The sequence below is a fragment of the Pseudomonas sp. NY15356 genome, assembly GCF_048068175.1.
Classification (GTDB): domain Bacteria; phylum Pseudomonadota; class Gammaproteobacteria; order Pseudomonadales; family Pseudomonadaceae; genus Aquipseudomonas; species Aquipseudomonas putida_K.
This window is the reverse complement of record NZ_JBLUPW010000022.1, coordinates 1-24,377: the sequence shown is the minus strand read 5'-3', so window position 1 is coordinate 24,377 and position 24,377 is coordinate 1. Positions and strand designations below refer to the sequence as shown.

Here is a 24,377-nt window from a genome sequence, read left to right as displayed (position 1 = left end):
ATCGACTCCGTTACTTGTCCGCAACCTTGACAGTGATATGGCAAGACCGCTTGACGATGCGATCAGCGCGGCCTTTGGCACGCGGCATGATGCGCTTCAGCGAACGCCCTTCGTTGACGAAGACGGTGGAGACCTTCAGGTCATCAACGTCTGCGCCTTCGTTGTGTTCGGCGTTGGCAACGGCCGACTCGAGGACTTTCTTCATGATTTCAGCGGCTTTTTTGCTGCTGAAGGCCAACAGGTTGAGCGCTTCGCCCACCTTCTTCCCGCGGATCTGGTCGGCGACCAAGCGGGCTTTCTGGGCGGAGATTCGAGCGCCCGACAACTTAGCGGCTACTTCCATTTCCTTACCCCTTAACGCTTGGCTTTCTTGTCAGCCACGTGCCCGCGATAGGTGCGGGTACCGGCGAACTCGCCCAGTTTGTGGCCGACCATGTCTTCGTTCACGAGAACGGGGACATGCTGGCGACCGTTGTGTACCGCGATGGTCAGACCGACCATTTGTGGCAGGATCATCGAACGGCGCGACCAGGTTTTAACTGGCTTGCGATCGTTCTTCTCCACCGCCACTTCGATCTTCTTCAGAAGGTGAAGATCGATAAAAGGACCTTTTTTCAGAGAACGTGGCACTGTCGTATCCCTCTAGTTACTTGCGACGACGGACGATCATGTTGTCGGTACGCTTATTACCACGGGTCTTCGCACCCTTGGTCGGGAAGCCCCATGGCGATACCGGATGACGACCACCGGAGGTACGACCTTCACCACCACCATGTGGGTGGTCAACCGGGTTCATGGCAACACCACGAACGGTTGGGCGAACGCCGCGCCAGCGTTTAGCACCTGCTTTACCCAGCGAACGCAGGCTGTGCTCGGAGTTCGAGACTTCGCCCAGCGTCGCACGGCACTCAGCCAGTACTTTACGCATTTCACCAGAGCGCAGACGCAGGGTCACGTAAGCGCCTTCACGAGCGATCAGCTGAGCCGAGGCGCCAGCGGAACGAGCGATCTGTGCACCCTTGCCCGGCTTCAGTTCGATGCCGTGAATGGTGCTACCTACTGGGATGTTGCGCAGTTGCAGGGTGTTACCGGCCTTGATTGGGGCCAGGGCACCTGCGATCAGCTGGTCGCCGGCAACAACGCCTTTAGGGGCGATGATGTAACGACGCTCGCCGTCTGCGTAGCACAGCAGGGCGATGTGAGCAGTACGGTTCGGGTCGTATTCGATACGCTCGACAGTGGCAGGGATGCCATCTTTGTCGTTGCGACGGAAGTCGACCAGACGGTAATGCTGCTTATGACCACCACCAACGTGACGAGTGGTGATGCGGCCATTGTTGTTACGACCACCAGACTTCGATTTCTTCTCGATCAGCGGTGCGTGAGGAGCGCCTTTGTGCAGCTCCTTGTTGACCACCTTGACCACGAAACGGCGGCCAGGGGAAGTCGGTTTGCATTTAACGATTGCCATGATGCACCCCTTCCTTACTCAGCACTGCTGCTGAAATCGAGATCTTGGCCTGGCTGAAGGGAGACGATCGCCTTCTTCCAGTCATTACGCTTGCCCAGACCACGTGCGGTACGCTTGGTTTTACCCAGGACGTTGACGGTCGACACGTTTTCAACTTTTACGTTGAACAGGCCTTCGACAGCTTTCTTGATTTCCAGCTTGGTTGCATCGGTAGCAACCTTGAATACGAACTGGCCTTTCTTCTCAGCCAGAACGGTAGCCTTCTCGGAAACGTGCGGGCCAAGGAGGACTTTAAATACGCGTTCCTGGTTCATCCCAGCAGCTCCTCGAATTTCTTCACGGCCGAGACAGTGATCAACACTTTCTCGTATGCGATCAGACTGACCGGATCGGAACCCTGAACGTCACGTACGTCGACGTGCGGCAGGTTACGAGCAGCCAGGTACAGGTTCTGATCAACGGCGTCGGAAACGATCAGTACGTCGTTCAGACCCATGCCGTTCAGCTTGTTCAGCAGGTCCTTGGTCTTCGGGGCTTCGACTGCGAAGTCCTGAACTACGACCAGGCGCTCGCTACGTACCAGCTCGGAGAGGATGGAGCGCAGAGCTGCGCGGTACATCTTCTTGTTGAGCTTCTGCGAGTGATCCTGAGGACGAGCTGCGAAGGTGACACCACCGCCGCGCCAGATCGGGCCACGAGTGGTACCGGCACGAGCACGGCCGGTGCCCTTCTGACGCCATGGGCGCTTACCGCCACCAGCCACGTCGGAACGGGTCTTCTGCTGCTTGGTGCCCTGACGGCCGCCGGCCATGTAGGCCACGACTGCTTGGTGTACCAGCGTCTCGTTGAATTCGCCACCGAAAGTCAGTTCGGAAACTTCGATCGCCTGAGCGTCATTTACATTGAGTTGCATGTCAGTTTCCCCTTAACCGCGAGCCTTGACAGCTGGACGCACAACCACGTCGCCGCCAGTAGCGCCTGGAACGGCACCCTTGACCAGCAGCAGGTTGCGTTCTGCGTCTACGCGTACTACTTCCAGGGACTGAACAGTCACGCGCTCGGCGCCCATGTGACCGGACATCTTCTTGCCCTTGAATACACGACCAGGAGTCTGGCACTGGCCGATGGAGCCAGGGACACGGTGCGATACGGAGTTACCGTGGGTGTTGTCCTGACCACGGAAGTTCCAACGCTTGATGGTACCGGCGAAGCCTTTACCTTTGGACTGACCGGTTACGTCTACCAGCTGGCCTGCAGTGAAGAGTTCAGCTTTGATCAGATCGCCAGCCTGGAAATCGCCTTCTTCAAGACGGAACTCCCAAACACCGCGACCAGCGGCAACGTTAGCCTTGGCGAAGTGACCTGCCTGAGCGGCAGTCACGCGCGAAGCACGACGCTCGCCGACAGTGACTTGCACTGCACGGTAGCCATCGGTTTCTTCAGTTTTGAACTGGGTGACGCGATTCGGCTCGATCTCGATGACCGTGACCGGAATGGAGACACCTTCTTCGGTGAAAATGCGGGTCATGCCGCACTTACGACCGACTACACCAATAGTCATGTTGTAAACCTCATGAGTGTACGGGGCTTTCACCCGCTATGGCCGCCCATTTCAGAGCGTTACACGACCAGACCGAAGTCTTAGCCGAGGCTGATCTGTACTTCCACGCCTGCCGCGAGATCAAGCTTCATCAGCGCGTCAACGGTTTTATCCGTCGGCTGGACGATGTCCAGAACACGCTTATGAGTGCGAATCTCGTACTGGTCACGCGCGTCTTTGTTGACGTGCGGGGAAACCAGAACGGTGAAACGCTCTTTGCGGGTTGGCAGTGGAATTGGACCACGCACTTGTGCACCAGTACGTTTCGCGGTTTCCACGATTTCCTGGGTGGATTGGTCGATCAGGCGATGGTCAAAAGCCTTCAACCTGATACGGATTTGCTGATTTTGCATTGGATTTCAGACTCCAGGCTGTTCCCATCGGGCGCACTACGCCCGTTAAAAGGAGGCGTGATTCTATAGACGCCCCCATTTAGTGTCAACCCAATAAAAAAAGCCCCCGCTGAGCGGGGGCTTTTTCAATCGACCGAGTGATTACTCGATGATTTTGGCTACGACGCCGGCGCCGACGGTACGACCGCCTTCACGGATAGCGAAGCGCAGACCGTCTTCCATTGCGATGGTCTTGATCAGGGTGACAGTCATCTGGATGTTGTCACCTGGCATTACCATTTCAACGCCTTCCGGCAGTTCGCAGTTACCGGTCACGTCAGTGGTACGGAAGTAGAACTGAGGACGGTAGCCTTTGAAGAACGGAGTGTGACGGCCGCCTTCTTCCTTCGACAGAACGTAGACTTCTGCGGTGAACTTGGTGTGCGGCTTGACCGAACCCGGCTTGACCAGAACTTGGCCACGCTCAACGTCGTCACGCTTGGTACCACGCAGCAGAACGCCGCAGTTCTCGCCAGCACGACCTTCGTCCAGCAGCTTGCGGAACATCTCAACACCGGTGCAGGTGGTGGTGGAGGTTTCACGCAGACCAACGATTTCCAGCGGATCCTGAACGCGGACGATACCACGCTCGATACGACCGGTAACAACGGTACCACGACCCGAGATCGAGAAGACGTCTTCGATCGGCATCAGGAACGGCTGGTCAACGGCACGAACTGGCTCAGGGATGTAGGCATCCAGAGTTTCTACCAGCTTCTTGACAGCGGTAGTACCCATTTCGTTGTCGTCTTTGCCTTCCAGGGCCATACGAGCCGAACCGATGATGATCGGAGTGTCGTCGCCTGGGAAGTCGTAGGTGGACAGCAGGTCGCGAACTTCCATCTCGACCAGTTCCAGCAGTTCAGCGTCGTCTACCAGGTCAGCCTTGTTCAGGAAGACCACGATGTAAGGAACGCCAACCTGACGGGACAGCAGGATGTGCTCACGGGTTTGTGGCATCGGACCATCGGCGGCCGAGCAAACCAGGATCGCGCCGTCCATCTGGGCAGCACCGGTGATCATGTTCTTCACGTAGTCAGCGTGACCTGGGCAGTCAACGTGAGCGTAGTGACGAATGTTCGAGTTGTACTCGACGTGAGCGGTGTTGATGGTGATACCGCGCGCTTTTTCTTCCGGAGCCGAGTCGATCTTGTCGAACTCAACGACTGCCGAACCGAAAACTTCGGAGCAGACGCGAGTCAGAGCTGCGGTCAGAGTGGTCTTACCGTGGTCAACGTGGCCGATGGTGCCGACGTTAACGTGGGGAAGGGAACGATCAAATTTTTCTTTAGCCACGACAGTGAACCTCTTGCCTAAAGGGCTGGATTAGCCTTGTTTTTTAACGAGTGCTTCGACGATGTTCGACGGAGCTTCGGAGTACTTGGAGAATTCCATGGAGTAGCTTGCGCGACCCTGAGACATGGAACGGACGTCGGTCGCATAACCGAACATTTCTCCCAGCGGGACTTCTGCACGGATAACCTTGCCGGAGACCGAGTCATCCATACCCTGGATCAGACCACGACGACGGTTCAGGTCACCCATCACGTCACCCATGTAATCCTCAGGGGTTACTACCTCAACCTTCATGATCGGTTCAAGCACAACACCGCCGCCCTTCTGAGCCAGCTGCTTGGTCGCCATGGAGGCCGCGATCTTGAACGCCATCTCGTTGGAGTCGACGTCGTGGTACGAACCGTCGAACACGGTAGCCTTCAGGCCGATCAGAGGATAGCCGGCAACAACGCCGTTCTTCATCTGCTCTTCGATACCCTTCTGGATCGCCGGGATGTATTCCTTCGGAACCACACCGCCAACGACTTCGTTGGTGAAGACCAGGCCTTCGGTGATGTTGCCCTTGTCATCCTGGTCCGGCTCGGAGAAGCGGATCCAGCAGTGACCGAACTGACCACGACCACCCGACTGACGAACGAACTTGCCTTCGATCTCGACGTTGGACTTGGTGATCTTCTCGCGGTACGAAACCTGCGGCTTGCCGATGTTGGCCTCAACGTTGAATTCGCGCTTCATGCGGTCAACGATGATGTCCAGGTGCAGCTCACCCATACCGGAGATGATGGTCTGGCCGGTTTCTTCGTCGGTCTTGACGCGGAACGACGGGTCTTCCTGGGCCAGCTTGCCCAGCGCGATACCCATCTTTTCCTGGTCTTGCTTGGTCTTCGGCTCGACAGACAGCGAGATCACTGGCTCTGGGAAATCCATACGCTCGAGGATGATTGGCTTGTCGGCGTCGCACAGGGTTTCACCGGTGGTGACGTCCTTCATGCCGATCAGGGCCGCGATGTCGCCAGCGCGCACTTCCTTGATCTCTTCACGCTGGTTGGCGTGCATCTGCACCATACGACCAACGCGCTCTTTCTTGCCTTTGACCGAGTTGATGACCGAGTCACCGGAGCTCAGAACGCCCGAGTACACGCGAACGAAGGTCAGGGTACCTACGAACGGGTCGGTAGCGATCTTGAACGCCAGGGCCGAGAACGGCTCGTTGTCGTCGGCATGACGCTCGTCGTGACGAACGGCAGGATCGTCCTTGGCCAGATCCTTGTCATCCGGGTTGATACCCTGGATAGCAGGAATTTCGGTCGGCGCAGGCAGGAAGTCGATGACGGCGTCGAGAACCAGGGGAACACCCTTGTTCTTGAACGAGGAGCCGCAGACGGCAGGAACGATCTCGCTCGCCAGGGTACGGGCGCGCAGACCGGCCTTGATCTCTTCGACGGACAGGTCACCTTCTTCAAGGTACTTGTTCATCAGCTCTTCGTTGGCTTCGGCAGCGGACTCGACCATGTTGGCGCGCCACTCTTCAGCCAGCTCCAGCATATCGGCAGGAATTTCTTCCTCACGATAGGTGGTGCCTTTGTCGTCTTCGTTCCAGTAGATGGCTTTCATCTTGATCAGGTCGACCTGACCCTGGAAGTTGTCCTCGGCGCCGATAGCCAGCTGGATTGGAACCGGGGTGTGACCCAGGCGGTTCTTGATCTGGCCGACAACGCGCAGGAAGTTGGCACCGGCACGGTCCATCTTGTTCACGTAGACAACACGTGGAACGCCGTACTTGTTGGCCTGACGCCATACGGTTTCGGACTGCGGCTCAACGCCGGAGGTACCGCAGAATACGACGACCGCGCCGTCGAGTACACGCAGCGAACGCTCTACTTCAATGGTGAAGTCAACGTGGCCGGGGGTATCGATGACGTTTACGCGGTAGTTGTCGTACTGACCACGGGAGCCTTTCCAGAAGGTGGTAACGGCAGCGGAGGTAATGGTGATACCGCGCTCCTGCTCCTGCACCATCCAGTCGGTGGTCGCGGCGCCATCATGCACCTCGCCCATCTTGTGGCTCAGACCTGTGTAGAACAGGATCCGCTCGGTAGTGGTAGTCTTGCCCGCATCGACGTGCGCGCAGATACCGATGTTACGGTAGCGGTTAATAGCTGTAGTACGAGCCATAAAGCCCTCGCAAAAAAATTGATGCTTGAATTAGAAGCGGTAGTGCGAGAACGCCTTGTTGGCTTCGGCCATACGGTGCACGTCTTCACGCTTCTTGACTGCAGCACCCTTGCCTTCAGCAGCATCCAGCAGTTCACCAGCCAGGCGCAGGGCCATGGACTTCTCGCCGCGCTTGCGGGCGTAGTCTACGAGCCAGCGCATTGCCAGAGCGTTACGACGGGACGGACGAACTTCAACCGGAACCTGGTAAGTGGCACCGCCGACACGGCGGGACTTTACTTCGACCAGCGGAGCGATGGCGTCGAGAGCTTTCTCGAAGATTTCCAGGGGGTCGCTGTTCTTGCGTGCTTTGACGGTATCCAGGGCACCGTAAACGATGCGCTCGGCTACGGCCTTCTTGCCGCTTTCCATCACGTGGTTCATGAACTTGGCGAGGATCTGGGATCCGTATTTCGGATCGTCCAGGATCTCACGTTTTGCTGCTACACGACGTCTTGGCATGATAAGCCCTCAAACGGTCTTCAGGTTAGCCCGGGACGCGGGTCTTCGACCCCTGCCCGACCTTACTCTTATCGACTCAAAAAATTGGATGTCTGCAAACGGCCGATTACTTCGGACGCTTGGTACCGTACTTGGAACGACCCTGGTTACGGCCTTTGACGCCCGAAGTATCCAGAGAACCGCGAACGGTGTGGTAACGAACACCTGGCAAGTCTTTTACACGGCCGCCACGGATCAGGACGACGCTGTGCTCTTGCAGGTTGTGGCCTTCACCACCGATGTACGAGGAAACCTCGAAACCGTTGGTCAGACGCACACGGCATACTTTACGCAGTGCCGAGTTAGGTTTTTTCGGCGTGGTGGTGTACACGCGGGTGCACACGCCACGACGCTGCGGGCAGTTCTGCAGCGCAGGTACGTCGGATTTCTCGACGGTACGCTTACGCGGCTGACGTACCAGCTGGTTGATAGTTGCCATCTACTAGCTCCACTGATTGTCTTGCGACGCTATTGTCTTGCAAGAAAGCCAAAAATTGGCGAGACGGAGCCTCACCAAATTTAAGGGTACAAAAGTCTAAAGAGGATCTTGCACCCAGTCAAGACGAGGCCCCGGCCCTCCTCGCCCGGTCATCGGCAACAATTCATGTCACCGATGCCCTGCAGGATGAACCGGGGCCCTGCCCTGTTCTTAGTTACCGCTGGAGTTCAGCGCTTCGGTCAGTGCGGCTTCCACCTCACTGGCGCTCACACGCAGCGGCTTGTCGGCATCACGGCGACGCTTACGCTCGCTGTGGTAGGCCAGACCGGTACCGGCCGGGATCAGACGACCCACGACCACGTTTTCCTTCAGGCCGCGCAGGTAGTCGCGCTTGCCGGTGACCGCCGCTTCGGTCAGTACGCGGGTGGTTTCCTGGAAGGAAGCCGCGGAGATGAACGACTCGGTCGACAGCGAGGCCTTGGTGATACCCAGCAGCACGCGCGAGAACTTCGCAACGAACTTGTCCTCGGCGGCGAGACGCTCGTTCTCGACCAGCACCTGGGTCAGCTCCATCTGGTCGCCCTTGATGAAGCTGGAATCGCCGGACTCGGTGATCTCAACCTTACGCAGCATCTGACGCAGGATGGTCTCGATGTGCTTGTCGTTGATCTTCACGCCCTGCAGGCGGTAAACGTCCTGGATCTCGTTGACGATGTACTTGGCCAGCGCGCTCACACCCAGCAGGCGCAGGATGTCGTGCGGATCGCTCGGGCCGTCGGAGATGACTTCGCCGCGGTTTACCTGTTCGCCTTCGAAGACGTTCAGGTGGCGCCACTTCGGAATCAGCTCTTCATACGGGTCGCTGCCATCGGTCGGGGTGATGACCAGGCGACGCTTGCCCTTGGTCTCTTTACCGAAGGCAATGGTGCCGCTGACTTCAGCCAGGATCGACGCTTCCTTCGGACGACGCGCTTCGAACAGGTCGGCAACGCGCGGCAGACCACCGGTGATGTCACGGGTCTTGGACGTTTCCTGCGGAATACGCGCGATAACGTCACCCACGCCGATTTGTGCACCGTCAGCCACACCGACGAGGGCGTTGGCCGGCAGGAAGTACTGGGCAGGTACGTCGGTACCTGGCAGGTACAGGTCCTTGCCAGCGGCGTCGACCATCTTGATCGCCGGACGGATTTCCTTGCCTGCGGCAGGGCGATCCTTGACGTCCATCACTTCGATGTTGGTCAGGCCGGTCAACTCGTCGGTCTGACGCTTGATGGTGATGCCTTCTTCCATGCCCACGAAGGTCACGGTACCTTTCAGCTCGGTCACGATCGGGTGGGTGTGCGGATCCCACTTGGCGACGATGGCGCCAGCTTCGACCTTCTCACCTTCCTTGACCGAAATGACCGCACCGTACGGCAGCTTGTAGCGCTCACGCTCACGGCCGAACTCGTCGGCAATGGCCAGCTCGCCAGAACGCGATACGGCAACCAGGTTGCCATCGGCGCGCTCGACCTGCTTGAGGTTGTGCAGACGCACCATGCCGCCGTTCTTCACCTGGACGCTGTCGGCAGCCGAGGTACGGCTTGCAGCACCACCGATGTGGAAGGTACGCATGGTCAGCTGGGTACCCGGCTCACCGATCGACTGGGCAGCGATAACGCCGACAGCCTCACCGATGTTCACCTGGTGACCGCGAGCCAGGTCACGACCGTAGCACTTGGCGCAGATGCCGTAGCGGGTTTCGCAGCTGATCGGCGAACGCACGACCACTTCGTCGATGCTGTTCAGTTCGATGAACTCGACCCACTTCTCGTCGACCAGGGTACCGGCCGGAACGATGACGTCTTCGGTACCCGGCTTGAACACGTCACGGGCGATGACACGACCCAATACGCGCTCACCCAGCGGCTCGACAACGTCGCCGCCTTCGATGTGCGGGGTCATGACCAGACCCTGGTCGGTGCCGCAGTCGATCTCGGTCACCACCAGATCCTGGGCCACGTCGACCAGACGACGGGTCAGGTAACCGGAGTTCGCGGTCTTCAGTGCGGTATCCGCCAGACCTTTACGAGCACCGTGGGTCGAGATGAAGTACTGCAGAACGCTCAAGCCTTCACGGAAGTTCGCAGTGATCGGCGTCTCGATGATGGAGCCGTCCGGCTTGGCCATCAGGCCACGCATACCGGCCAGCTGACGGATCTGGGCCGCGGAACCCCGCGCACCGGAGTCAGCCATCATGTACATCGAGTTGAAGGATTCCTGCTCGACTTCATTGCCTTCGCGGTCGATGACCTTCTCTTTCGAGAGGTTGGCCATCATCGCCTTGGACACTTCGTCGTTCGCCTTGGACCACAAGTCGATGACCTTGTTGTACTTCTCGCCCTGGGTTACCAGGCCGGAGGCGTACTGGCTCTCGATTTCCTTCACTTCGTCGGTAGCGGTACCGATGATGCGGGCCTTCTCGTCCGGGATAACGAAGTCGTTAACACCGATCGATACGCCGGAAATGGTCGAATAGGCAAAGCCGGTGTACATCAGCTGGTCGGCGAAGATGACGGTTTCCTTCAGACCCACCACGCGATAGCACTGGTTGATCAGTTTGGAGATCGCCTTTTTCTTCATCGACTGGTTGACGACGTCGAACGGCAGGCCAGCAGGCACGACCTGGAACAGCAGCGCACGGCCGACGGTGGTGTCGACGATACGGGTGTTCTTGGTGATGCTGCCGTCACGCTCCTTCACGGTCTCGTTGATACGGACCTTGATCTTCGCGTGCAGGGCAGCCTCGCCGGCGCGGAATACGCGGTCGACTTCCTGCAGGTCAGCGAACACACGACCTTCGCCCTTGGCGTTGATGGCTTCACGGGTCATGTAGTACAGACCCAGAACCACGTCCTGCGAAGGAACGATGATCGGCTCGCCGTTGGCAGGCGACAGGATGTTGTTGGTCGACATCATCAACGCGCGCGCTTCGAGCTGGGCTTCCAGCGTCAGCGGCACGTGAACGGCCATCTGGTCACCGTCGAAGTCGGCGTTGTACGCAGCACACACCAATGGGTGCAGCTGGATTGCCTTGCCTTCGATCAACACCGGCTCGAACGCCTGGATACCCAGACGGTGGAGGGTCGGCGCACGGTTGAGCAGTACGGGGTGTTCGCGGATCACCTCGGCCAGGACGTCCCAGACCTCAGGCAGCTCGCGCTCGACCATCTTCTTGGCGGCCTTGATGGTGGTCGCCAGACCACGCATTTCCAGCTTGCCGAAAATGAACGGCTTGAACAGCTCCAGGGCCATCTTCTTCGGCAGACCGCACTGGTGCAGGCGCAGGGTCGGGCCTACGGTAATAACCGAACGACCGGAGTAGTCCACGCGCTTACCGAGCAGGTTCTGACGGAAGCGACCCTGCTTACCTTTGATCATGTCGGCCAGGGACTTCAGCGGACGCTTGTTCGAGCCGGTGATGGCGCGACCGCGTCGGCCGTTGTCCAGCAGGGCGTCGACCGCTTCCTGCAGCATGCGCTTTTCGTTGCGCACGATGATGTCCGGCGCCGACAGGTCCAGCAGGCGCTTCAGACGGTTGTTACGGTTGATCACCCGGCGGTACAGGTCGTTCAGGTCGGAAGTCGCGAAGCGACCACCATCCAGCGGAACCAGCGGACGCAGGTCTGGCGGCAGAACCGGCAGAACGGTCAGGACCATCCACTCAGGCAGGTTGCCCGAGCCCTGGAAAGCTTCCATCAGCTTCAGGCGCTTGGACAGCTTCTTGATCTTGGTTTCCGAGTTGGTCTGCGGAATCTCTTCGCGCAGGCGGCCAATCTCGTGCTCCAAGTCGATAGCATGCAGCAGCTCGCGGACAGCCTCGGCACCCATGCGGGCGTCGAAGTCGTCACCGAACTCTTCCAGCGCTTCGAAATACTGCTCGTCGTTCAGCAGCTGGCCCTTTTCCAGGGTAGTCATGCCCGGATCGATAACGACATAGCTCTCGAAGTAGAGCACGCGCTCGATGTCACGCAGGGTCATGTCCATCAGCAGGCCGATACGGGACGGCAGCGACTTCAGGAACCAGATGTGGGCAACCGGCGAAGCCAGCTCGATGTGCGCCATGCGCTCACGACGAACCTTGGCCAGGGCGACTTCAACGCCGCACTTCTCACAGATCACACCGCGGTGCTTGAGGCGCTTGTACTTACCGCACAGGCACTCGTAATCCTTGACTGGGCCAAAGATCTTGGCGCAGAACAGGCCGTCACGCTCAGGTTTGAACGTACGGTAGTTGATGGTTTCCGGCTTCTTAACTTCACCGAACGACCACGAACGGATCATCTCAGGCGACGCCAGACCGATGCGGATAGCGTCGAACTCTTCGACTTGACCCTGGTTTTTCAGCAAATTCAGTAGGTCTTTCAAGGCCTTTCCTCCTGGCGGAGCAGGAAGCGGGCATTACCTGCCCCGCTCCCCTTCGCGTCACGTGTTATTCGGTTTCCAGATCGATATCGATACCGAGCGAACGGATCTCTTTGATCAACACGTTGAAGGACTCGGGCATGCCCGGCTCCATACGGTGATCGCCATCCACGATGTTCTTGTACATCTTGGTACGGCCGTTCACGTCGTCCGACTTCACTGTGAGCATTTCTTGCAGGGTGTATGCCGCGCCGTATGCTTCCAGCGCCCACACTTCCATCTCCCCGAAACGCTGACCACCGAACTGCGCCTTACCACCCAGCGGCTGCTGGGTAACCAGGCTGTACGAACCAGTGGAACGCGCGTGCATCTTGTCGTCCACCAAGTGGTTCAGCTTGAGCATGTACATGTAACCCACGGTTACAGGACGCTCGAACTTGTTGCCGGTACGGCCGTCGAACAGGACCATCTGGCCGCTCTCAGGCATATCGGCCAGCTTCAGCATGGCCTTGATCTCGCGCTCCTTGGCACCATCGAAGACCGGGGTAGCCATCGGCACGCCTTTCTTCAGGTTGTTGGCCAGGGCGAGGATCTCTTCGTCCGAGAACTCGTCCAGGTTTTCCTGGCGACCGCCGATCTCGTTGTAGACCTCGGTCAGGAAGCTGCGCAGCTCAGCGGCCTTGCGCTGCTCTTCGATCATGCGGTCGATCTTCTCGCCCAGGCCCTTGGCCGCGAGGCCGAGGTGGGTTTCAAGGATCTGACCGACGTTCATACGCGAAGGTACGCCCAGCGGGTTCAGAACGACGTCGACCGGAGTACCGTTGGCATCGTGCGGCATGTCTTCAACCGGCATGATCACCGAGACCACACCCTTGTTACCGTGACGACCGGCCATCTTGTCACCCGGCTGGATGCGACGGCGGATAGCCAGGTAGACCTTGACGATCTTCAGTACGCCTGGAGCCAGGTCATCGCCTTGCTGCAGCTTGCGCTTCTTGTCTTCGAACTTGTCGTCCAGCAGGCGACGGCGATCGACGATGTACTGCTGAGCCTTTTCCAACTGCTCGTTCAGTGCATCTTCAGCCATGCGCAGCTTGAACCACTGGCCGTGCTCCAGACCGTTCAGGACTTCGTCAGTGATAACGGTGCCTTTCTTCAGGCCCGCACCACCGTCGACAACCTGGCCGTTCAGGGCTGCACGCAGACGTTCGAAGGTCGCGCCCTCGACGATGCGGAACTCTTCGTTGAGGTCCTTGCGGATCTCGTCCAGCTGCATCTTCTCGATGGCCAGGGCGCGGCTGTCGCGCTCGACGCCGTCACGGGTGAAGACCTGGACGTCGATGACGGTGCCCTTGGTGCCGGTCGGCACGCGCAGGGAGGTGTCCTTAACGTCGCTGGCCTTCTCACCGAAGATGGCGCGCAGCAGTTTTTCTTCCGGCGTCAACTGGGTCTCGCCTTTCGGAGTGACCTTGCCGACCAGGATGTCGCCAGCGCCGACTTCGGCACCTACGTAGACGATACCGGCTTCGTCCAGCTTGTTCAGCGCAGCCTCACCCACGTTCGGGATGTCCGCGGTGATTTCCTCTGGGCCAAGCTTGGTGTCACGCGCCACACAGGTCAGTTCCTGGATGTGGATAGTGGTGAAGCGATCTTCCTGGACCACACGCTCGGACAGGCAGATGGAGTCTTCGAAGTTGAAGCCGTTCCACGCCATGAACGCGATGCGCATGTTCTGACCCAGCGCCAGTTCACCCATGTCGGTGGACGGGCCGTCGGCCATGATGTCGCCACGCGCGACCACATCACCCTTGCTCACCAGCGGACGCTGGTTGATGCAGGTGTTCTGGTTCGAACGGGTGTACTTGGTCAGGTTGTAGATATCCACACCTGCTTCGCCGGTCTCGACTTCATCGTCGGCCACGCGAACCACGATACGGCTGGCGTCGACCGAGTCGATCACGCCGCCACGACGGGCCACGACGCAGACGCCGGAGTCACGGGCGACGTTGCGCTCCATGCCGGTACCTACCAGCGGCTTGTCGGCGCGCAGGGTCGGAACGGCCTGACGCTGCATGTTCGAACCCATCAAGGCACGGTTGGCGTCGTCGTGCTCGAGGAACGGGATCAGCGAGGCAGCGACGGAGACAACCTGCTTCGGCGAAACGTCCATCAGGGTGACGTCTTCCGGCGCCTTGACGGTGAATTCGTTCAGGTGACGGACCGCTACCAGCTCATCGACAAGCTGCTTCTTCTCGTTCATCGCGGCCGAGGCCTGGGCGATCACGTGATCGGCTTCTTCGATGGCGGACAGGAAGACGATCTCGTCGGTGACCACACCTTCTTTCACCACGCGGTACGGGCTTTCCAGGAAGCCGTACTGGTTGGTGCGGGCGTAGGCCGCCAGGGAGTTGATCAGACCGATGTTCGGACCTTCAGGGGTTTCGATCGGGCACACGCGGCCATAGTGGGTCGGGTGTACGTCACGAACCTCGAAGCCAGCACGCTCACGGGTCAGACCGCCTGGGCCGAGTGCGGAGACACGACGCTTGTGGGTGATCTCGGAGAGCGGGTTGTTCTGGTCCATGAACTGCGAGAGCTGGCTGGAACCGAAGAACTCCTTCACCGCCGCCGCAACCGGCTTGGCGTTGATCAGGTCCTGCGGCATCAGGCCTTCGCTTTCAGCCATCGAGAGGCGTTCCTTGACCGCACGCTCTACGCGCACCAGGCCAACGCGGAACTGGTTCTCGGCCATCTCGCCGACACAACGGACGCGACGGTTACCCAGGTGGTCGATGTCATCGACGATGCCCTTGCCGTTACGGATGTCGACCAAGGTCTTCAATACGTCGACGATGTCTTCCTTGCTCAGCACGCCCGAACCTTCGATCTCGGTACGACCGATACGACGGTTGAACTTCATGCGGCCCACGGCGGACAGGTCGTAACGCTCGGCGCTGAAGAACAGGTTGTTGAACAGGGTCTCGGCGGCATCCTTGGTTGGCGGCTCGCCTGGGCGCATCATGCGGTAGATTTCGACCAGGGCCTCCAGCTGGTTGCTGGTGGTGTCGATCTTCAGGGTATCGGAGATGAACGGACCGCAGTCGATGTCGTTGGTGTACAGGGTCTCGATGCGCACGACCTGAGCCTTGGCGACCTTGATCAGCAGCTCGGTGGTCAGCTCGGTGTTGCACTCGGCCAGGATCTCGCCGGTGGCTGGATGCACGATGGCCTTGGCGGTGGTACGGCCCAGGACGTATTCCATTGGAACGTCCAGCTGCTTGACGCCGGCCTTCTCGAGCTGGTTGATGTGGCGCGCGGTAATACGGCGACCCTGCTCGACGATGACCTTGCCGCTGCCGTCATGGATGTCCATGACCGCGACTTCACCACGCAGACGCTGAGGAACCAGCTCCAGGCTCAGTTTTTCGCCGGAAACGTGGAACACGTTGGTGGTGTAGAAGGTGTTGAGGATTTCCTCGGTGCTGTAGCCCAGGGCACGCAGCAGCACCGAAGCCGGCAGCTTGCGGCGACGGTCGATACGCACGAACACGCAGTCCTTCGGGTCGAACTCGAAGTCCAGCCAGGAACCGCGGTAAGGAATGATACGGGCGGAGTACAGCAGCTTGCCGGAGCTGTGGGTCTTGCCACGGTCGTGGTCGAAGAACACACCTGGCGAGCGGTGCAGCTGGGAAACGATAACACGCTCGGTACCGTTGATAACGAAGGTACCGTTTTCAGTCATCAGGGGGATTTCACCCATGTAGACTTCTTGCTCTTTGATGTCCTTGATCGCTTTGTTCGACGATTCCTTGTCGAAGATGATCAGGCGCACCTTCACACGCAGCGGGACAGCGAACGTCACGCCACGCAGGACACATTCCTTCACATCGAAGGCCGGCTCGCCCAGGCGATAGCCGACGTACTCCAGGGCAGCATTGCCGGAGTAGCTGATGATCGGGAATACCGATTTGAAGGCCGCGTGCAGGCCGACGTCGCGGAACTGATCCTTGGATGCTCCCGCCTGCAGGAATTCGCGATACGAATCCAGCTGGATGGCCAGGAGGTAAGGCACATCCATGACGTCCGGCAACTTGCTAAAGTCCTTGCGGATACGTTTTTTCTCAGTGTATGAGTAAGCCATCAGCGTTCCCCAGCTTGGTCACCTGCTTGTTTGGCTCCCCCCGAGCGGGAGCAGCCAGAAAATCTGCAAACCCCATGGTTTGCACACCCTCTTGGGTGTTCTTGCAGCACGTTATCGGGGCCGACCTGATCGGCCACCAATAACGGAAAAAGGCCGGTGGCATAAGCCACCAGCCGTCAGCCTTTCGCTCAACGCTTGGGCTGGAGTCGCAAAGTCGAAATTACTTCAGCTCGACTTTAGCGCCTGCTTCTTCCAGCTTCTTCTTGGCGTCTTCAGCAGCTTCTTTCGAAACGCCTTCAGCGATCACAGCAGGAGCGCCGTCAACTTTCTCTTTGGCTTCTTTCAGGCCCAGACCGGTCAGTTCACGAACGGCCTTGATCACGTTGACCTTCTTGTCGCCAGCTTCGGCCAGAACGACGTTGAACTCGGTCTGCTCTTCAGCAGCGGCAGCAGCGCCACCAGCAGGGGCAGCAGCAACGGCGGCAGCAGCGGTAACGCCGAAGGTTTCTTCCATCGCTTTGATCAGTTCAACAATTTCCAGAACGGTTTTCTGGCCGATCGCTTCGATGATTTGCTCGTTAGTCAGAGACATGACTATGAATTCCTGTATTGGGGTGACAGCCTACGCGGCCATCAAATTAAACGTTTGATTTCGAAAGAGACTACGCAGCCTTAGGCTGCAGCGGCTTCTTTCTGGTCGCGCAGAGCAGCCAGGGTACGAGCCAGCTTGCTGGTTGCACCTTGGATCACGCTCATCAGCTGTGCGATAGCCTCGTCGCGAGTTGGCAGAGTTGCCAGCACGTCGATCTGGTTAGCGGCAAGGAACTTGCCGTCGAACGCAGCTGCCTTGATCTCGAACTTGTCCTGACCCTTGGCAAACTCTTTGAACAGACGAGCAGCAGCGCCCGGGTGTTCATTGGAGAAAGCGATCAGGGTCGGGCCTTTGAACGCGTCGTTGAGGACCGAGTACTCGGTGCCTTCAACAGCGCGCTTGAGCAGGGTGTTACGTACGACACGTACGTAAACGCCAGCTTCGCGGGCCTCTTTACGGAGTCCGGTCATTGCGCCTACAGTCACACCACGGGCATCGGCCACGACAGCGGACAGAGCGACTTTGGCAGCCTCGTTGACTTCAGCGACGATGGCCTTCTTGTCTTCGAGTTTAATTGCCACGGGTTTACTCCTGGTTTTTACCGTTTCATCCAGCCGAGGCCGGATGTCGTTTTGGTGTCTGATTCGGTAACGAATCGGGAGCACCATCTGCGTAGGCTTGTGGTTTAAGGCTTGCGCCGCCTACGGTCTTGGACAGCCCCCGCCAGGCAGGGACCCCAATTTTCAGCAGCCGGTGCGGACAGGGCCACACCGGCCGAGCATTACACGTTCAGCGAGCTCTGATCGATGATCAGACCTGGGCCCATGGTGGTGCTCAGGGTTACGCGCTTGACGTAGATACCTTTCGAGGAAGCCGGCTTGATACGCTTCAGATCGGCGATCAGGGCTTCAACGTTTTCCTTCAGCTTGCCAGCTTCGAAGCCGACCTTGCCAACGGAGGTGTGGATGATACCGTTCTTGTCGGTACGGTAGCGAACCTGACCAGCCTTGGCGTTCTTGACGGCGCCGGCTACGTCTGGAGTTACAGTACCTACTTTCGGGTTTGGCATCAGGCCACGAGGACCCAGGACCTGGCCCAGTTGACCCACAACGCGCATGGCATCAGGCGATGCGATGACGACGTCATAGTTCAGGTCGCCGCCTTTCATTTCGGCAGCCAGATCGTCCATACCTACGCGATCAGCGCCGGCAGCCAGAGCAGCTTCAGCAGCTGGGCCCTGGGTGAAGACGGCAACGCGAACGGTCTTGCCGGTGCCGTGCGGCAGCACGGTAGCGCTGCGAACGACCTGGTCGGATTTACGCGGGTCAACACCGAGGTTGACGGCGATGTCGTAAGACTCGACAAACTTGGCAGCCGGCAGCGAAGCCAGCAGGTTTGCGGCCTCTTCGAAGTTGTAGGCCTTGCCTGCTTCGATTTTCTCGGCGATAGCCTTTTGGCGCTTAGTCAGCTTAGCCATTACACACCCTCCACGTTCAGGCCCATGCTGCGGGCAGAGCCGGCGATGGTGCGCACAGCTGCATCCAGGTCAGCGGCAGTCAGATCAGTCTGCTTGGTCTTGGCGATCTCTTCCAGCTGAGCACGGGTAACGGTACCGACCTTGACGGTGTTCGGACGAGCCGAACCGCTAGCCAGGCCAGCAGCTTTCTTCAGCAGAACCGAGGCAGGGGTGCTCTTGGTTTCGAAGGTGAAGCTACGGTCACTGTAGACAGTGATGATCACGGGAGTCGGCAGACCTGGCTCTTGACCCTGAGTACGGGCGTTGAAGGCCTTGCAGAATTCCATGATGTTCACGCCGTGCTGACCCAGTGCTGGACCGACGGGTGGGCTTGGGTTGGCCTGGCCGGCCTTAACTTGCAGCTTGATGTAAGCCTGAATCTTCTTAGCCATGAGCTACTCCAAAATCGGGTACGAACGCCAGATGGCTCCCCGTATGACTTGCGTTTTATCCCAGTGACGACAAAACCCCGCAGCACATAGGGCTGCGGGGTATGGGATGCGTCGTTCGCCTAGACCTTCTCGACCTGGCTGAACTCGAGCTCTACCGGAGTAGAGCGACCGAAAATGAGCACTGCAACCTGCAGCCGGCTCTTTTCGTAGTTAACTTCTTCGACACTGCCGTTGAAATCAGCGAAGGGACCGTCAATGACGCGAACCACTTCACCCGGCTCAAACAGCGTCTTCGGCTTCGGCTTGTCACTGCCGTCAGCGACGCGACGCAGGATAGCTTCAGCTTCTTTATCGGTGATCGGCGCAGGCTTGTCTGCGGTACCACCAATGAAACCCATGACACGAGGGGTGTCCTTGACAAGGTGCCAAGTCCCTTCGTTCATCTCCATCTGGACCAATACATAGCCAGGGAAGAACTTGCGCTCGCTCTTGCGCTTCTGGCCGTTACGCATTTCGACGACTTCTTCGGTCGGGACCAGGATCTCGCCGAATTCATCTTCCATGCCAGCCAGCTTGACGCGCTCGATCAGAGAGCGCATGACATGCTTCTCGTAACCCGAGTAAGCATGCACGACGTACCAACGCTTAGCCACGGGACACCCTTAGCCAACAATCAAGGAGACCGCCCAGCCGAGCAGGGAATCAAGACCCCACAGCAGCAGCGCCATAACCAGCACAACAACCACTACGATAAGCGTGGTCTGAGTGGTTTCCTGGCGGGTCGGCCACACGACTTTACGGATCTCGGCACGAGCTTCCTTCGCCAACGCAAAGAACGACTTACCCTTCGCAGTCTGCAAGGCAACGAAGCCTGCAACGGCAGCCAGGGCGAGAAGTGCAAGGACGCGATACAGGATTGGAGCTGCGGAATAATACTGATTACCCACAACACCAACGACCACCAATACTACAACAGCCAGCCACTTGAACAGATCAAAACGCGATTCTTGGGCTTCAGTTTTGGGAGTCATCGAGGAGGATCCTGTGAGAAGAAAGCCATCACACCGAGGTGAATGGCAGGTCAGGAGGGAATCGAACCCCCAACCTACGGTTTTGGAGACCGTCGCTCTGCCAATTGAGCTACTGACCTTTAACGCTGTATCAGGCCGGCCATTATGCCGGCCTGATCATGAGAAATCAACTACTTATTCAATAATTTTTGCTACGACGCCGGCGCCGACGGTACGACCGCCTTCACGGATAGCGAAGCGCAGACCGTCTTCCATTGCGATGGTCTTGATCAGGGTGACAGTCATCTGGATGTTGTCACCTGGCATTACCATTTCAACGCCTTCCGGCAGTTCGCAGTTACCGGTCACGTCAGTGGTACGGAAGTAGAACTGAGGACGGTAGCCTTTGAAGAACGGAGTGTGACGGCCGCCTTCTTCCTTCGACAGAACGTAGACTTCTGCGGTGAACTTGGTGTGCGGCTTGACCGAACCCGGCTTGACCAGAACCTGACCACGCTCGACTTCGTCACGCTTGGTGCCGCGCAGCAGCACGCCGCAGTTCTCGCCAGCACGACCTTCGTCCAGCAGCTTGCGGAACATCTCAACGCCGGTGCAGGTGGTGGTGGTGGTCGGACGCAGACCAACGATTTCCAGCGGATCCTGAACGCGGACGATACCACGCTCGATACGACCGGTAACTACGGTACCACGACCCGAGATCGAGAACACGTCTTCGATCGGCATCAGGAACGGCTGGTCAACGGCACGAACTGGCTCAGGGATGTAGGCATCCAGAGTTTCAACCAGCTTCTTGACAGCGCTGGTACCCATTTCGTTGTCGTCTTTGCCTTCCAGCGCCATACGAGCCGAACCGATGATGATCGGGGTGTCGTCGCCTGGGAAGTCGTAGGTGGACAGCAGGTCGCGAACTTCCATCTCGACCAGTTCCAGCAGCTCAGCGTCGTCTACCAGGTCAGCCTTGTTCAGGAAGACCACGATGTAAGGAACGCCTACCTGACGGGACAGCAGGATGTGCTCACGGGTTTGTGGCATCGGACCATCGGCGGCCGAGCAAACCAGGATCGCGCCGTCCATCTGGGCAGCACCGGTGATCATGTTCTTCACGTAGTCAGCGTGACCTGGGCAGTCAACGTGAGCGTAGTGACGAATGTTCGAGTTGTACTCGACGTGAGCGGTGTTGATGGTGATACCGCGCGCTTTTTCTTCCGGAGCCGAGTCGATCTTGTCGAACTCAACGACTGCCGAACCGAAAACTTCGGAGCAGACGCGAGTCAGAGCTGCGGTCAGAGTGGTCTTACCGTGGTCAACGTGGCCGATGGTGCCGACGTTAACGTGGGGAAGGGAACGATCAAACTTTTCCTTAGCCATCGATACAGTCCTCCGCAGAAGAAATAGTCATTGCTACTGATAAAACAAAGGCAGATATTTTCATATCTGCCTTGTTTATATGGAGCTCTTGAGCGGACTTGAACCGCTGACCTCACCCTTACCAAGGGTGTGCTCTACCAACTGAGCTACAAGAGCGAAACGCTTTTTGCAATAACAGCAAACTTGGAGCGGGTAGCGGGAATCGAACCCGCATCATCAGCTTGGAAGGCTGAGGTTCTACCACTAAACTATACCCGCGGAGCTTGCGGCTCTCGCTAAACTGGTGGAGGGGGAAGGATTCGAACCTTCGAAGTCGTAGACGTCAGATTTACAGTCTGATCCCTTTGGCCACTCGGGAACCCCTCCTAAGTGTGGGCGGCATTTTCAACTCTTGCCGTCCTGCTGTCAAGCTTTTTCTCATTAAAATCTTGAGGTTAGCTACTTTGACAACAGCTTCCGGTTCTACCACCTCAGTGGTGTTCCCTGCGAAGCGGGCGCCATTCTATCAAGCTATTCGGCAGTTGCAATACCCTCGCACAAAATAATTTTGTGTTTTAAGTCTTTGAAATCCTTGGAAAGACTGGAAAGGACTGCAGAGTCCAGCAAACGCTCGCTTTCAGCGGCCACCTTCAACCAGCGCCCCTCTGCCCCGGGCAGCTGCCCCGCCACCGGCACTGTAGCGATATCCAGGCTCACCAGGCGCTGACGCAGAGCTCCAAGCTGTTCCTGGGTCGCCAGCCCACCTACCACCAGGCACTCCTCACGACGCCTGGCCGGCGCAGAGGCTCCGGTCTCACGCAACAGACGAATCTCCTGCTGGTTACCTTTATAGAGAGAAAGAGGGGCCACTTCCTTGGCCTTCAGCGGCGCTTCCTGCTGATGCCAGACGTAATAGACGACATTGAGCACCACCAACAGCAGAAACAACCAACGCATAGGCACCTCAATCCAATGGACAGGCCATGGCCAGGCCGACGAAGACCAGGTCGGGTATCACCCGAGCCTGCGGGACCGACTCCTGCACCAGGGGCGCATCACCGCCGGTAAGGAATACGGAGAACGCATCCCCCCACAACGCACGCGCCTGCTCGATCTGCGTACGAGCAAAGCCTTGTAACATCAATACGCAACCTCGCTCGACCGCCTCAACAGTCGAATGCCCAGGAGCCAGGCTGCTCAAGGCGCGTTCCGCTGACGCATCGTCGTAACGGATCCTGCGGGTATGCGTACGCAGTTGGCTGCGCATCAGCGGCATGCCTGGGCAGATGTACCCACCGAGGTGCTGACCGTCAGCAGCCACGAAGTCCGCCTTGGCCGCCGTTCCCAGATCGATCACAAGGCAGGCGCCTTTCGCCAGGTGGTAAGCACCCAATGCGGCAAGCCAACGATCCATGCCCAGGCGCTGGTAGTCGTCATACCCGTTACGCACGCCAGCCATTTCCTGGGCGGGATGAGCAACCTGCACCCGCACACCGAAACGCTGCTCCAGTAGCGCGCAAAGCACATCGGTTTCATCTTCGCTGCGCACGCTCACCATGCGGCAGCCAATCAGCCGCTGGCCGGGCAGTCCAGCGACCTGGACCAACAATGCCTGGTCTGAGTCGACAATGCCACCGCCGACGATGGTTGCATCGCTGGCGTGGATCACCCGCCACTTGATAAAGCTGTTACCGCAATCGAGCTCAAGAATCATCACGCAACCTCAAACTGAGCTCTCCTGCACTGAAGCTCTTTTCCACGCCATCGACCTCAAGGCGCAGGGCGCCCTGCCCGTCAACCCCAAGCACCACACCATCGATACGGTTGTTACCCGCAACAAGCGATACCGCTCGCCCCTGCCAAAGGTTCGCCTGCTCCCATTCTTCCTGGAATGCCGCGAAACCGTAGCGACGATGGCGAGCCAGCTCATGCTGCAGTTGCTGGTTGAGCTGTGCGACGAGACGATTACGATCGACCATCATCCCGGCCTCACGCCTCATTGACGTCCATTGCTGATCAACCTGGTCATTGACCTGCATATTCACGTTGATGCCTATACCCAGCACGACGTGGCAGACATCTGCAGGATCTCCGACGAGCTCCAAGAGGATACCCGCGATCTTTTGCTGACCAACCAATAGGTCATTGGGCCACTTCAACCCGACCCCTACCAAGCCAAACCCCTGGAGGGTGCGCATGACAGCCAGGCCAACAACCAAACTCAGGCCTTCGAGCTGACGCATGCCGCCATCCACTCGCAGCACCAGGCTGTAATAGAGATTTTCAGCGAACGGACTTATCCACTGGCGACCTCGCCTCCCCCGGCCAGCGCTCTGACGCTCGGCCAACACCACGAACGGCGCAGATCGTCCTTCGCCGATCAAGCGCAAGGCTTCAGCGTTGGTCGAATCGATGGTGTCATGGATCGCGAGCGGCCAAGCTTCTCCGTGCGCATATTCGGCGATCGATTGCGAGTTGAGCAGGGTAAGCGGTGCAGCCAACTGATAGCCACGACCGCGCACCTTGTGAATAACAAGGTTTAATTCGCTTTCCAGGTGTTGCAGCTGTTTCCACACGGCGCTGCGACTCACCCCCAGTGCTTCCCCCAAGGCCTGGCCCGAATGGAACCGGCCATCCTTGAGGAGATTCAACAACTTCAGCATGCCAGTCTCGACCAGGAATAAGGCTGGCATGATAGCGACGCGTCAGGGGGCTTGCATAGGAAAAGGCGGCAATCCGGGAGCCATAGGGATGAAGATGATTTTTTTCGATGCGTCTTCTAGAAGAGGCCTTGTGCCGCGCAGCGGCCACCAACCCTGCCACCCCGATAACCCTGGTGCACCGCGTCGCCTGGGCTTACGGCCGCTGCGCGCCCGCTTCGCGGCACAAGGCCGCTCCTACAGGAGGAGGCGCGATTCTTTCGAGGACCAGAAAGACAAAACCCCTACCTGCTCGCGCAGATAGGGGTTTTGCGAAATGAATCTTGACGATGACCTACTCTCACATGGGGAAGCCCCACACTACCATCGGCGATGCAT

General features: G+C 58.4%; 23 protein-coding genes and 4 tRNA genes. All 27 read right to left on the bottom strand.

The genetic code is table 11. The annotated features are described in order from the left end of the window. Window positions 1-10 precede the first annotated feature (10 nt). Window positions 11-343 carry a 50S ribosomal protein L22 gene (gene rplV / locus ACNFCI_RS17160; protein WP_003103908.1) on the bottom strand — a complete coding sequence of 111 codons (333 nt, stop codon included), beginning with the start codon at window positions 341-343 and terminating at the stop codon, window positions 11-13. Window positions 344-354: 11 nt separating this feature from the next. After that, window positions 355-630 carry a 30S ribosomal protein S19 gene (gene rpsS, locus ACNFCI_RS17155; RefSeq protein ID WP_010486981.1) on the bottom strand — a complete coding sequence of 92 codons (276 nt, stop codon included), beginning with the start codon at window positions 628-630 and terminating at the stop codon, window positions 355-357. A 16-nt stretch (window positions 631-646) separates the two neighbouring features. Next, the gene (rplB, locus tag ACNFCI_RS17150) at window positions 647-1,471 is read right to left on the bottom strand and encodes a 50S ribosomal protein L2 (RefSeq protein WP_084857313.1); all 825 of its coding nucleotides are present in this window, start codon (window positions 1,469-1,471) and stop codon (window positions 647-649) included. Window positions 1,472-1,485: 14 nt separating this feature from the next. Next, entirely contained in the window at window positions 1,486-1,785 is a 300-nt protein-coding gene (gene rplW / locus ACNFCI_RS17145; RefSeq protein ID WP_003255484.1) for a 50S ribosomal protein L23, read from the bottom strand. Further along, window positions 1,782-2,384 (bottom strand): 50S ribosomal protein L4, encoded by a 603-nt coding sequence (gene rplD / locus ACNFCI_RS17140; RefSeq protein WP_043210315.1) that lies wholly within the window; start codon window positions 2,382-2,384, stop codon window positions 1,782-1,784. The genes rplW and rplD overlap by 4 nt, the downstream gene beginning before the upstream one ends. A gap of 12 nt (window positions 2,385-2,396) precedes the next feature. Further along, on the bottom strand, window positions 2,397-3,032 hold the full coding sequence (gene rplC, locus ACNFCI_RS17135; protein ID WP_043210317.1) for a 50S ribosomal protein L3: 636 nt from the start codon (window positions 3,030-3,032) through the stop codon (window positions 2,397-2,399). Window positions 3,033-3,112: 80 nt separating this feature from the next. Beyond that, window positions 3,113-3,424, bottom strand: a complete 312-nt coding sequence (rpsJ, locus tag ACNFCI_RS17130) for a 30S ribosomal protein S10 (protein WP_003186070.1) — start codon at window positions 3,422-3,424, stop codon at window positions 3,113-3,115. A gap of 141 nt (window positions 3,425-3,565) precedes the next feature. Continuing rightward, window positions 3,566-4,759 (bottom strand): elongation factor Tu, encoded by a 1,194-nt coding sequence (gene tuf, locus ACNFCI_RS17125; protein ID WP_023382632.1) that lies wholly within the window; start codon window positions 4,757-4,759, stop codon window positions 3,566-3,568. A gap of 30 nt (window positions 4,760-4,789) precedes the next feature. After that, entirely contained in the window at window positions 4,790-6,934 is a 2,145-nt protein-coding gene (fusA, locus tag ACNFCI_RS17120) for an elongation factor G (protein ID WP_084859371.1), read from the bottom strand. A 30-nt stretch (window positions 6,935-6,964) separates the two neighbouring features. After that, window positions 6,965-7,435 carry a 30S ribosomal protein S7 gene (gene rpsG / locus ACNFCI_RS17115; protein WP_003246741.1) on the bottom strand — a complete coding sequence of 157 codons (471 nt, stop codon included), beginning with the start codon at window positions 7,433-7,435 and terminating at the stop codon, window positions 6,965-6,967. Window positions 7,436-7,541: 106 nt separating this feature from the next. Further along, the gene (gene rpsL, locus ACNFCI_RS17110; protein WP_003257088.1) at window positions 7,542-7,913 is read right to left on the bottom strand and encodes a 30S ribosomal protein S12; all 372 of its coding nucleotides are present in this window, start codon (window positions 7,911-7,913) and stop codon (window positions 7,542-7,544) included. A 210-nt stretch (window positions 7,914-8,123) separates the two neighbouring features. Continuing rightward, a complete protein-coding gene (rpoC, locus tag ACNFCI_RS17105) occupies window positions 8,124-12,323 on the bottom strand; it encodes a DNA-directed RNA polymerase subunit beta' (RefSeq protein ID WP_368829813.1) in 4,200 nt (1,399 codons plus the stop codon). Between the two features lie 64 nt (window positions 12,324-12,387). Continuing rightward, a complete protein-coding gene (rpoB, locus tag ACNFCI_RS17100; protein ID WP_084859375.1) occupies window positions 12,388-16,461 on the bottom strand; it encodes a DNA-directed RNA polymerase subunit beta in 4,074 nt (1,357 codons plus the stop codon). Between the two features lie 220 nt (window positions 16,462-16,681). Then, window positions 16,682-17,053, bottom strand: coding sequence for a 50S ribosomal protein L7/L12 (gene rplL / locus ACNFCI_RS17095; protein ID WP_043215349.1), 372 nt, complete (start codon window positions 17,051-17,053; stop codon window positions 16,682-16,684). 80 nt (window positions 17,054-17,133) lie between these two features. Next, complete coding sequence (gene rplJ, locus ACNFCI_RS17090) at window positions 17,134-17,634, bottom strand: 50S ribosomal protein L10 (protein WP_084859376.1); 501 nt, start codon at window positions 17,632-17,634, stop codon at window positions 17,134-17,136. 200 nt (window positions 17,635-17,834) lie between these two features. Further along, window positions 17,835-18,530 (bottom strand): 50S ribosomal protein L1, encoded by a 696-nt coding sequence (rplA, locus tag ACNFCI_RS17085; protein ID WP_084859378.1) that lies wholly within the window; start codon window positions 18,528-18,530, stop codon window positions 17,835-17,837. Continuing rightward, window positions 18,530-18,961 (bottom strand): 50S ribosomal protein L11, encoded by a 432-nt coding sequence (rplK, locus tag ACNFCI_RS17080; protein ID WP_416768082.1) that lies wholly within the window; start codon window positions 18,959-18,961, stop codon window positions 18,530-18,532. The genes rplA and rplK overlap by 1 nt, the downstream gene beginning before the upstream one ends. A gap of 119 nt (window positions 18,962-19,080) precedes the next feature. After that, window positions 19,081-19,614 carry a transcription termination/antitermination protein NusG gene (gene nusG / locus ACNFCI_RS17075; RefSeq protein ID WP_011531880.1) on the bottom strand — a complete coding sequence of 178 codons (534 nt, stop codon included), beginning with the start codon at window positions 19,612-19,614 and terminating at the stop codon, window positions 19,081-19,083. A gap of 9 nt (window positions 19,615-19,623) precedes the next feature. Then, window positions 19,624-19,992 carry a preprotein translocase subunit SecE gene (gene secE / locus ACNFCI_RS17070; protein WP_084859382.1) on the bottom strand — a complete coding sequence of 123 codons (369 nt, stop codon included), beginning with the start codon at window positions 19,990-19,992 and terminating at the stop codon, window positions 19,624-19,626. A gap of 43 nt (window positions 19,993-20,035) precedes the next feature. Continuing rightward, window positions 20,036-20,111: transfer RNA gene (locus ACNFCI_RS17065), tRNA-Trp, on the bottom strand. Window positions 20,112-20,166: 55 nt separating this feature from the next. After that, window positions 20,167-21,360, bottom strand: coding sequence for an elongation factor Tu (gene tuf / locus ACNFCI_RS17060; RefSeq protein WP_416768081.1), 1,194 nt, complete (start codon window positions 21,358-21,360; stop codon window positions 20,167-20,169). 80 nt (window positions 21,361-21,440) lie between these two features. After that, window positions 21,441-21,516: transfer RNA gene (locus tag ACNFCI_RS17055), tRNA-Thr, on the bottom strand. A gap of 28 nt (window positions 21,517-21,544) precedes the next feature. Further along, window positions 21,545-21,618: transfer RNA gene (locus tag ACNFCI_RS17050), tRNA-Gly, on the bottom strand. Window positions 21,619-21,641: 23 nt separating this feature from the next. After that, a tRNA-Tyr gene (locus tag ACNFCI_RS17045) sits at window positions 21,642-21,726 on the bottom strand. A gap of 144 nt (window positions 21,727-21,870) precedes the next feature. After that, window positions 21,871-22,296: a hypothetical protein gene (locus tag ACNFCI_RS17040; RefSeq protein WP_084859031.1), complete on the bottom strand. Its 426-nt coding sequence runs from the start codon at window positions 22,294-22,296 to the stop codon at window positions 21,871-21,873. A gap of 7 nt (window positions 22,297-22,303) precedes the next feature. Beyond that, entirely contained in the window at window positions 22,304-23,053 is a 750-nt protein-coding gene (locus ACNFCI_RS17035; RefSeq protein WP_084859032.1) for a pantothenate kinase, read from the bottom strand. Continuing rightward, complete coding sequence (birA, locus tag ACNFCI_RS17030; RefSeq protein ID WP_084859033.1) at window positions 23,043-24,002, bottom strand: bifunctional biotin--[acetyl-CoA-carboxylase] ligase/biotin operon repressor BirA; 960 nt, start codon at window positions 24,000-24,002, stop codon at window positions 23,043-23,045. Before birA ends, ACNFCI_RS17035 begins: the two co-directional genes overlap by 11 nt. Window positions 24,003-24,377: the final 375 nt, after the last annotated feature.

Excerpts from the sequence above, each read along its gene's own strand:
- fusA (WP_084859371.1), bottom strand. The coding sequence starts at position 6,934 with ATGGCTCGTACTACAGCTATTAACCGCTACCGTAACATCGGTATCTGC.
- birA (WP_084859033.1), bottom strand. The coding sequence starts at position 24,002 with ATGCTGAAGTTGTTGAATCTCCTCAAGGATGGCCGGTTCCATTCGGGC.
- rpsJ (WP_003186070.1), bottom strand. The coding sequence starts at position 3,424 with ATGCAAAATCAGCAAATCCGTATCAGGTTGAAGGCTTTTGACCATCGC.
- ACNFCI_RS17035 (WP_084859032.1), bottom strand. The coding sequence starts at position 23,053 with ATGATTCTTGAGCTCGATTGCGGTAACAGCTTTATCAAGTGGCGGGTG.
- rpoB (WP_084859375.1), bottom strand. The coding sequence starts at position 16,461 with ATGGCTTACTCATACACTGAGAAAAAACGTATCCGCAAGGACTTTAGC.
- rplK (WP_416768082.1), bottom strand. The coding sequence starts at position 18,961 with ATGGCTAAGAAGATTCAGGCTTACATCAAGCTGCAAGTTAAGGCCGGC.
- rplC (WP_043210317.1), bottom strand. The coding sequence starts at position 3,032 with ATGACTATTGGTGTAGTCGGTCGTAAGTGCGGCATGACCCGCATTTTC.
- secE (WP_084859382.1), bottom strand. The coding sequence starts at position 19,992 with ATGACTCCCAAAACTGAAGCCCAAGAATCGCGTTTTGATCTGTTCAAG.
- tuf (WP_416768081.1), bottom strand. The coding sequence starts at position 21,360 with ATGGCTAAGGAAAAGTTTGATCGTTCCCTTCCCCACGTTAACGTCGGC.
- rplL (WP_043215349.1), bottom strand. The coding sequence starts at position 17,053 with ATGTCTCTGACTAACGAGCAAATCATCGAAGCGATCGGCCAGAAAACC.
- rplB (WP_084857313.1), bottom strand. The coding sequence starts at position 1,471 with ATGGCAATCGTTAAATGCAAACCGACTTCCCCTGGCCGCCGTTTCGTG.
- rpsG (WP_003246741.1), bottom strand. The coding sequence starts at position 7,435 with ATGCCAAGACGTCGTGTAGCAGCAAAACGTGAGATCCTGGACGATCCG.
- rplD (WP_043210315.1), bottom strand. The coding sequence starts at position 2,384 with ATGCAACTCAATGTAAATGACGCTCAGGCGATCGAAGTTTCCGAACTG.
- rplV (WP_003103908.1), bottom strand. The coding sequence starts at position 343 with ATGGAAGTAGCCGCTAAGTTGTCGGGCGCTCGAATCTCCGCCCAGAAA.
- rplW (WP_003255484.1), bottom strand. The coding sequence starts at position 1,785 with ATGAACCAGGAACGCGTATTTAAAGTCCTCCTTGGCCCGCACGTTTCC.
- rplA (WP_084859378.1), bottom strand. The coding sequence starts at position 18,530 with ATGGCTAAGCTGACTAAGCGCCAAAAGGCTATCGCCGAGAAAATCGAA.
- ACNFCI_RS17040 (WP_084859031.1), bottom strand. The coding sequence starts at position 22,296 with ATGCGTTGGTTGTTTCTGCTGTTGGTGGTGCTCAATGTCGTCTATTAC.
- rpsL (WP_003257088.1), bottom strand. The coding sequence starts at position 7,913 with ATGGCAACTATCAACCAGCTGGTACGTCAGCCGCGTAAGCGTACCGTC.